The 8904-nt window shown below is 70.1% G+C and carries 8 protein-coding genes and 1 pseudogene; all 9 read right to left on the reverse strand.

The window, feature by feature from the left end; genetic code table 11:
- Positions 1-236 (reverse strand): annotated as a pseudogene (locus KHC27_RS05255) (DNA-methyltransferase); the annotation flags it as partial.
- The gene (locus KHC27_RS22085; protein ID WP_213335932.1) at positions 170-400 is read right to left on the reverse strand and encodes a Com family DNA-binding transcriptional regulator; all 231 of its coding nucleotides are present in this window, start codon (positions 398-400) and stop codon (positions 170-172) included. The gene KHC27_RS22085 and the pseudogene KHC27_RS05255, both read right to left, overlap by 67 nt.
- 139 nt (positions 401-539) lie before the next feature.
- Positions 540-1457, reverse strand: coding sequence for a hypothetical protein (locus tag KHC27_RS05265; RefSeq protein ID WP_213335934.1), 918 nt, complete (start codon positions 1455-1457; stop codon positions 540-542).
- Complete coding sequence (locus KHC27_RS05270; protein ID WP_213335936.1) at positions 1454-3940, reverse strand: glycoside hydrolase family protein; 2487 nt, start codon at positions 3938-3940, stop codon at positions 1454-1456. Before KHC27_RS05270 ends, KHC27_RS05265 begins: the two co-directional genes overlap by 4 nt.
- A 22-nt stretch (positions 3941-3962) precedes the next feature.
- Positions 3963-7187, reverse strand: coding sequence for a host specificity factor TipJ family phage tail protein (locus tag KHC27_RS05275; RefSeq protein ID WP_213335938.1), 3225 nt, complete (start codon positions 7185-7187; stop codon positions 3963-3965).
- Positions 7184-7609 (reverse strand): NlpC/P60 family protein, encoded by a 426-nt coding sequence (locus tag KHC27_RS05280; protein WP_213335940.1) that lies wholly within the window; start codon positions 7607-7609, stop codon positions 7184-7186. The genes KHC27_RS05275 and KHC27_RS05280 overlap by 4 nt, the downstream gene beginning before the upstream one ends.
- Positions 7606-8112 carry a hypothetical protein gene (locus KHC27_RS05285; RefSeq protein WP_213335942.1) on the reverse strand — a complete coding sequence of 169 codons (507 nt, stop codon included), beginning with the start codon at positions 8110-8112 and terminating at the stop codon, positions 7606-7608. Before KHC27_RS05285 ends, KHC27_RS05280 begins: the two co-directional genes overlap by 4 nt.
- The gene (locus KHC27_RS05290) at positions 8112-8540 is read right to left on the reverse strand and encodes a hypothetical protein (protein ID WP_213335945.1); all 429 of its coding nucleotides are present in this window, start codon (positions 8538-8540) and stop codon (positions 8112-8114) included. Before KHC27_RS05290 ends, KHC27_RS05285 begins: the two co-directional genes overlap by 1 nt.
- A partial coding sequence (locus tag KHC27_RS05295) for a hypothetical protein (protein ID WP_213335948.1) occupies positions 8537-8904 on the reverse strand: 368 nt, incomplete at its 5' end. The genes KHC27_RS05295 and KHC27_RS05290, both read right to left, overlap by 4 nt.

The following is an 8904-nucleotide window of genomic DNA, read 5'->3' on the forward strand; positions in this document are numbered from 1 at the left end:
CCGCGCTGGTCGCGTGTATCGCCGGCGAACTCGGGATAGAGCCCACGGTCGGTCGCCGACTGATATTTGGAGCTCGTCGGCGCGGATCGATCGCCCCGGAAGGCACCGCCGCTCGAATAAGGCGGATCGGCGAGCACGCCCCCGATCGAACCCGCCTCCAGCTCCGCCATCACCTCGATGGCGTCGCCGAGATAGAGCGTCGCCGAACCGATGGTTTCCCGCCGGATGTATGGCATGCGTCGTCTCCTGATCGACGCTCCGGGCGCTCTGGTGCGGGCTCTGTTGGCCTCAGATGATTGATGGCGCCGCAGCGGCGGCATTTGATTTCGACCCGGCCTGCGATCGACCCGCGACCGGCGCGGAGCAGCAGGGCACCGCATCCGCATCTGATCTCCTCCATAGTCCGTTAACACCAAAGGTGCCACCCTATCCTCGCTCACCAGAGCCCAGGGGCGGGGTGGCAGTTATCTTTACTCACTGCTCCGCGGGACTGTGTTTGGCGACCTGACCCGCGGCCGGGGAAACCCGGACCCCGTCACTCAGTAGTATCCGAGCTTGGTGTTCAGCGCCGCCGCGGCGGCCAGCACCTTGTCGATGTGGGCATCCCAGCCCTGCGCCACGACCAGCGTCTGGAATTCCACCGTGCCGAGCCGGCTGGTGGCCTCCTGCGTGCGCGACCCGCCGATCGTGATCGAGGTGTCACGCGCCTCATAGGTGGCCGTGATCGAACCATACTGCGTCTGGCCGAGATAGCGGTCCGCCGACGTCGCCTTGAGCTGCACCGTCTCGATCACGGCGGAGTTGAGCCCCATGCCATTGGCCGTCGTGCCGCTGTTGCTCTCGACATTGCTGGCGCGGATGCGGGCCTGAAAGGTCGTCCCCGAGGCGTAGCCGAGCATCAGCCCGCTGTAGAGGTCCGCGTTCTGCAGGTTCCCGGCGATCGACTGCCCCGCGCTCGGGATGGTCGTGATCTTGTAGGCCGCCATCACCGACGACAGCGGCGGGATATCCTTGTCGATCCGCATGCGGCGCGGCGTGTAGATCGTCTTGATGACCGGCAGGCTGTTGCGGCTGCTGGTGACCACCGCCCCGCCCGTGGCGATGATGGGCTCCTCGCCGGCGGCGGCATAGGCATAGCCCCCGGCAGAAGCCTGAGAATACCAGCGCGTCACCACCGCATCCGAGCTGCCCGCGAAGGTCAGCAGGGCCGCGGTGTCGGGCTGGCCATTGGTGAGATAGCCGATATCGCGCTCGACGCCCGAGACCTTCACCCGGATCCACGGCCCGTCATAGTAGTCGTGCAGCCGCACCACCGCGAGCGCCACCGTGCCGGTCGCGAAGAACGCGGCCACCGGGTCCGGCAGCGTCAGCCGCCAGTCCGCGACGCCGTAATCGCCAAGATTGCCCAGCGAGCGCGTCGCGGGCCGGCCGGTCTTGATGAGGGTGGTGGTGGTCATGACAGGACGCTCGTGGTGAAGGTGGCGGAGCTGTGCTTGCGCACGCGGATGGACGCGACATCGACGGTCGCAGTGATGGGCCGCAGGCCGATCCGGCCGGCCGTCCAGGTGGTGTCGGTCGCGGTGATGGTGACGCCGGCCACCGTGGCGGTGATGACGCCGGCGATGATGGTGGCGGAGACCGCGATGTCGGTGTCGGCCGCAGCGCTGTGGGTGGCCGTGGCCAGCACGGTGGACACCCCGTCCACATATCTGACGATCTGCAGCACCCCGGCCATGCCGGAGCCGGTGTAGAGTTCCAGCGAGACGGCCGAAAACCGCCCGGTCCCCTGCTTTCCCTGATGCCAGAGGTCTATGGCAGCTCCGGCTCCCGGGCTGGTGTTGGAGACGCGCAGCGTGGCGGCGATGTCGAGGTCGCTGCTCACCCTGGCGTGCGAAACCAGCGAGGCCAGCGAGGCCGCCACATTGTTGCGCAGCCGCGCCCGCCCGGCCTCGCGCCACGCGGTGACGCCCTGCTGGATCACCCAGCGATCGGCCGAGATGCCGTCGACCACGCTGGCCAGCGTGGCGACGCCGGTGCATTCGCGGTTCGACGCGCTCGCCGAGCGGGCGTTGTACCAGATGCGCCACGTCGACCCGATCCGCATCAGCGTCCCGGTGTAAAGGTCGCTCTCGTCCCATGCCGCCGCCGGCCCGACATTGAGGATCAGGTCGCGATCCGAGACATTCCAGGCGATACCATCGTCGGAGCTGGTGAAGCCGATGCGCGAGGTGCCCTGAACATCGCCGCACGACACAAGCGCGTAGTAGCGCCCGGCATATTTGACCGGGTGAAGCGTCATCACCGCTTGGTCGCGCCACCCGCCGTCGCCGGTCCCGCTGAGGATGGGGTTGCCGCCGTACTTGGTCCACGTCACGCCGTCTGGCGAGGTGGCATAACCCGCTGCCTTGGGCTCGGACCAGCCGAGGCCCACCGGGTAGATTTCGCCGGCCGTGTACCACATCTTGAAGAGCGCCGCGTCGGCGTCATATTGCACCCACGGCCCCTTGATCTTGCCCCCCTCCCAACTTTGCGACGGAGCGAGGACCACAGCCCCACCAGTGAACGGCCCGCCGGGCGAGGTGGCGGTGTAGTGGCGGATATTGGTCTCGTCGTTGACATAGAGGTGATAGGTGCCGCCGACATGCACGACGGACGGGCGGCCATTGGTGACGCCGGCGAGCGGGCCGAATTTGGTCCAGGTGATGCCGTCCGGTGACGTCGCGTAGTTGATCGAGGTGGTGCCCGTCCCCCAGTACCAGTTGCGATACACCCCATCCTCGTAGAGGATCGAGCAGTCGCGGGCGTAGCGCCCGCCTTCAACCGCGTCTTCCGGGATCAGCACCGGGTTCCCGGGCAGCTTCTGCCAGCCCGGCCGGGCAACGAAGTCGTCGAAGACATCCCACACCGCCGCGCCATCGGCGCGGGTGATGCTGCCGCCCGCCCCCCATTTGATCGTGAGTGCGGTCTGGCCGGCGCTGAAGTCGCCGCGCACCCAGAGCGTCCTGGTCTTGCGGTCCCAGTACACCGGCAGGGCCGTGCCGCCGGCCGTCGTGACGCGAAAGTCGTCGCCACCCGCCGCCGACAGGTCGAGGCCGGACAGGTCGAGGCCGATGGGATAGCCGGTCACCGCGGAGCTCGCGGTCACCAGCGCGGTTGCCGTAACGACCGCCCCGGCGCCGACATTGGCGACGAGATAGGCGCAGACCTCCTGCACCGAGCGGTCGAGGCCGGGCAGGTAATGCCCGCCATCGGCCGAGACATAGCGATAGATCGCCCCGAACGGATCGTGGGCGATCTCCAGCATCCCGGCGGCCGGTGCCGTGCCCACCGCCGCATTGGCGGCGGCGGCGGCGGCGATGCCGTCCTGCACGCTGCCTTCAAGGCCCGTCGCCAGCAGCTCGCCGCCATCGCCGACCGCCAGCAGTACCCGGCCGAGCGGATCGGCCACCAGCACCTGACGGGTCGGCCCGGCGGCCGTCGCGATGCGTGTCTCCAGCGCGGTACTGACGGTCGCGACCTTCGTGTCCACGCTGGCCGCGGTGGGATATTCCGCGACCAGTGTCGACGTGCTGCTGGAGACCCGCACATAGCGGCGGATCGACACATCAACTGACCCCTGCACGTCGAAGGAGGCGCCATCGACCACAGCGGCCCGCCCAGCGGCTTCCGTGGCGTAGATGCGCGCATTGGTCGAGGCCGCCGTCAGCGCCGCGCTCGCTGCCGTCGCCGCCGCCGTCGTGGCGGTGCCGGCCGCCGTCGTCGCCGTGGCCACCGCCTCTGTCAGCCCGTCATCCAGATTGGGATCGAGCGCCACCCGTCGCGCCAGCGCACCGACCGGCACCTGCACAACCGCGGTCGTGCCCCCCGTCGTCACGTTGCCAAGGACGCTGTCGACCAGAGGTGAGGTCGGCAGGGTATCGGTCGGCTGTCCATCCGCCATTCAGGCCTCCGTCAACGGGCGTTCAAGGGACCGTTACCGCCGCCGGCCCGAAGGCGGCGGAGGCGGTTCCGGCGGTGTTTTCAGCAGTTGCGTAGTAGTCCCAGGCACCCGCAGCCGGCGCGAGGTCACGCCAGCCGAGCACCGCATTGGCGGCGCCATAGATCGGGCCGGAGATGTCGGTCGCCGCGCCGAAGCCGGCCCCCGAAGCCGCCCGCCAGACGCGCGCTGCGGCGAAGGCGCTGCTGTTGGGCGCGGTCACGCTCACCGCTACGTCCATGCCGTCGAGCGCGGCCGACAGCGCCACCGGCGGCGGCGGCGCCGGCAGCGCGGCGAAGCTGCGGGTGATCAGCACCGGGCTCGATTCGCGCCCGGCGCTGTCGACGGACACAATCCCGAAGGTGTAGGTCGCGGCCTCCGCCGGCGACCAGCTGTCGAAGGGCGACGCCGCCAGCAGCCCGCTGTGGAGCTGCACCAATGCACCCCAGCCAAGGCCGGAGCCGACGCCGTAGCGGATCTTCGCCGTGATCAGGTCGGCATAGGTCCCGTCATCGGCATGATCGGCGAGCGTCCACGTGAAGTGCCGCGCACCGGAGGCAAGCGCCACCGCGTCGAAGGCGGTGATGGCTGGTACCGCCGGATCGCTCGCCGCCACGACGTGGCCGTAGGTCGCGCTGCGGGCGCCGGTGATGCCGGCGATCGACACCGCCTCGGCCTCGGCCTCGATGGCGTCGCCGGCGGCATAGCCGGTCAGCACGACGCGGCCATCGGCGGCGCTGCAGGTCGCGAGCGTCCAGCCGGACGCGCCGGCGAGCCGGTGATAAACCCGGTAGCTCGCGAGCTCCACCCAGGCGCCCGCGCCCCGGCCGAGCGAGACGATGACGCGCAGCCCGGTGGCACCCTCCTCGGCGGCCGCCTCGCCGGAAACGATCGAGAGCGCCGGCGCCGGCGGCGGCGTGGTGTCGGCCGCCACCGCCACGCCGACGCGGCCGTCCCAGGCCGGCACGGTGGTGGCGGCGAGGATGTCGTCGATCTCCGGCGCCGCCGGCATGAGGTGAAGCGTCCCGCCGAAGCCGTCCGCGCGGTCGATGCGGTTGACGATCATTTCCTCGGCGACAGAGCCGAGAATGCCGAAGATGAAGGCATCGGCGGCGGCCGGCGCCAGCCCGTCGCCCGACAGCTGTACTACGGTCTGCGCTCCCGCCTCGGTGACGATGCGGCGGACGGAGGTGGTGCGGTCCCGCCGGCGAAACCGGATCGCGTAGTCGGTGCCGGCGACCATGACGACGGGCTGGTCCAGCTCCACCAGCGGTCCCACCACCCGCGTCACCCGCCCCGCGGCATGCACCGACTGGACGATGTCGTGCGCGAACAGCACGAGGTCGCCGCGGGAGGATTCGAGGCTGGCAAGGTCCTGCTCGACCTGGAAGCTGTCGGCGCGGTATTCCAGCTCCAGCTGGCGGCGGCGCAGCGCTTTCCAGAGCTGGGTCGGATCGGTCACCCCCTGCATCGGGATATCCTCGGTTTTCTGGATATCGCCAGTGAAACCCGGCCACGGCACCACCATCTCCTTTTCGGCGTAGTCGTCGGTGCGGTCGCGGAAGGTGCAGCGCCAGCCGTCCGGCGGATCGAAATAGGTCCGGCGCCAGCGTGCATTGCGGCTGTTGCGCGGCGTGATCGCCGCCACGATCTGGCTGCGCGGCCGGTCGATGATCACGCCGAGCCGGTCGCCATCCTCGCGCGGCGAAGCCCGGCCCGCGGCGAAGATGGCGCGGATCTCGTCATCCTCGCGGCCATTGGTGTCGTGAACCCGCTCATAGGTCAGCCCATTCGCAGCGCAGAAGACGTGCCAGTCCTCCCACTCCCCGAGGATCAGCTGGGCGTCGGAGCGGGGATTGGCGGTCGCCGGCCCCTGCACCGCCCAGCGGGCGAGCGAGGCGGGGTTGCGGGTCGGGCGCATCACCCAGGCCGAGGTCGGAGCGTCCCAGTCGAGACAGATGCGGGTGACGTCCGCGGTCAGCTCGTCCAGCGTGCCGTTGAGCTGGTCGCTCGCCTTGATGCGGATGGCGATCAGCGCCAGCGGCGCCTTGCTGTAGGCGATCGGCGGCTCCGGCCGGTAGGAACGCAGCGCGGTCCATTCCACCCGGCTTACCCGCTTGCCATCGTCCGGCGTCTTGTCGAGGCGGATGATGCGCACTTCGTAGCGCCCGCGCGTCGGCACCTCCCAGTAATGGGTGCGGCGGATCGTGTCGGAGTTCGCGCCGCCGAACTCGACATCCGCCACCCAGGTCCACGCCCCGGTGCCGTCCGCGCCGTCGTAGAGCCGGTGCGAGATGCCGAACCTGGCCGACAGCCATTGCCGCGAGCCGTTCTTGTCCAGCATGAACAGCCCGTTACGGGCGGTGAAATCGACCGAGAGCGCGGTCACGTCGCTCTGCGAGCGCTTGATATGCACCCAGTCGGTGTCGGTGGTGGCGTCGCGATAAAGCGGAATCGCGAACTGTTCTTCGATGACCTGGGAGCGGTAGAGCGTGATCGGATCGTCGGTCGACCAGCCCTCGCGGATCTCGGTCTCCACCCCCTCGAAGTGCCCCAGCGTGGTCTCGCCGATGCGGATGTTCTCGATCTGCAGCGGCCCGTAGCCGAAGGTGAACAGCGCCCGGATATATTGCTGGTCGCCGATCAGCTCGGTGAAGCTCGACGCCGCCTGCACCGGCGCCATGCGGTGCCGGCCGAGCACCGCCGGCAGTGCGCCGTTCGGCGTCGCCACATTGCGCCAGCCCTGCGCGTCATAGGTCGGGCTCTGGCTGTCGCCGCTGGCGGTCTTCGGCGGCGGGATGAGGGCGTTGAGCAGCAGGCTGCCCGCCAGCGCAATGCCGGCAGCCGCAATGCCCGTTCCCGCGGTGCCGAGCGTCGCGCCGAACAGTGCATTACCGATGCCCGGTGCGAGAAAGTTCGCCGCGATGGCGACGAAGATCATCAGCGCCGATTTAAGGGCATCACCCGGCAGCACCCGCACCACCACCAGGTGCCCCGGCTTCGGCCGGCCATGCCACAGCTCCGGCGGGATCGGCTGGCCGCCGACCGATACCCGCACCATGCCGCGCAGTTCCTCCTCGGAGGCCAGCGGCAGCACCTCGGCGAGGATATCGCGGATGCGGGTGCCCGCCGGCACCGTCAGGTGCTGGCGGTGCCGGCCGGGATCAACAGCCGGCATGGCGAGGACATCGATGGGCGCGGGCATCATCATCGTGCCGCCTCCATCAGCGCGGCGTGGCGGCAATAGCCCAGCAGCCGGTGCCGCCAGCGCACCCCGTCCAGTGGCGCAAGGCTGGAGAGCTCGCCATCCGCCACATGGAGCATCCGCCCGCCGCCGGCGACGATGCCGACATGGCGCCGCAGCGCGCCCATGCGGAACACCGCGACATCGAAGGCGCGCGGCGTCTCCACCCGACGCCACGGATCGGCCGCGGCGATGGCGTCGACCGCCTCGGCCATGCCGCCCTCGATCGGCACCTCCAGATGATCGGCGAGCGCGATGCCGAGGATCTCGCGATAGACCAGCACCGCGAGGCCCCAGCAATCGACGCCGTCGCGGCCGCGGCCGAAGCGCTGCCACGCGAGCCCGACATAGGGGTTGGACCAGCCGTCACCCGGCAATGCGTTCATCATCGGAACAGCCCCGGGAAAGCACTGGCCGTCATGCGGTCACACGGCCACGGCTCGCCGTCCCGGCTCTGGCGGGCGAGCGACAGGCTGATCTCGTCCAGGTCGGCCTCGGCCGACCACACCTTCAGCCCGGTGACGCTCTCCTCGTCCAGGTCGGGCGAGGCCGCCAGCACCATCTCCAGCGTCGCCGAGGCCGGCCGGGTCGACTGGCGCAGCGCCTTGACCATCGCGGCATCGAGATTGGCAAGCCGCAGCTCGGTGGAGAGCGGAGCCTCGTCGGTCTCGTCCGGCAGCCGGGCGACCATCGGCACGAACAGGAAGGTCTCGCCGCGCGAGACCGTGCCATAGCGGAGCGGATCGACCGACAGCCGCATGGTGGGATCGGTCGACAGCCGGATCGGCTCGGCAATGTCGGGATGCGTGATCGTCACCAGGATCACCGGGATCTGGTCGGTCGCATCCGCCTCGATCGCGTCGCGGAAGGTCAAGGAGTACTCGCGGGCCATCAGGGCATCTCCAGCAGCGAGACATCGAGCCGCCGCAGGCTGCCGCCCGGGACCGATTCCCGCGGTGCCTGTTCGTCGAACAGGACCAGCCACCAGGCGCGCGTGAGGATCGGCGCGCCGGCGGGCGTCAGCAGCACGGTGCCGCCGGGCGTGATCAGCGGCAGCCCGTCGACCAGTTGGTTCGGCAGCCAGAACGGCAGGGCGCCCTGGCCGATCTCGTCGTCCCAGAACCGCCAGAAGCGGGTGAGCTGGGCGGACGTCATCAGGAAGCCGCCGGAGATCGGCCGCGCCGCCTGCGAATAGCGCAGCCGCGAGCCCGGCGGCCCGGCATCGCTGCGCGACAGCCGCCGGCCGCTGGCGAGCTGGCGCTGGAACGGCTCACGGTCCATGCGCTGCGGCAGGCTGGCGGGCCAGATCGGGACGCTCATCGCTGGGCCACCCGCGGTTTGCTGCCATAGACCGCGCCCAGCGCCGCGCGGGTGCGGGAGCCCGGCGTCGCGACATTGCGCGCCTGCTGCTGGTCGAACACGATGTCGAGCCGGGTCGAGCCGTCGCTGTCCTGCTGCGACTGCACGTCGACCTGGTCGGCGCGGGCGCCGATGACGTTGACCTTCACCCCACCGCCGCCACTGCTGCTGCCGCCCTGCGCCATCCGGTCGGCCGCCCGGTTCAGCGCGGCCGCCGCCGCGAAGGCCGAGCCGGAACCGTCGCCGGCCGCCACCTTGCTCGTCACCGACATCGCCACCGGGATGCGGCGCCCGTCCGGCAGCGGGACGAACGCCTCGTTCTGCG

The sequence above is a fragment of the Ancylobacter lacus genome (genome assembly GCF_018390635.1).
GTDB classification, from domain to species: domain Bacteria; phylum Pseudomonadota; class Alphaproteobacteria; order Rhizobiales; family Xanthobacteraceae; genus Ancylobacter; species Ancylobacter lacus.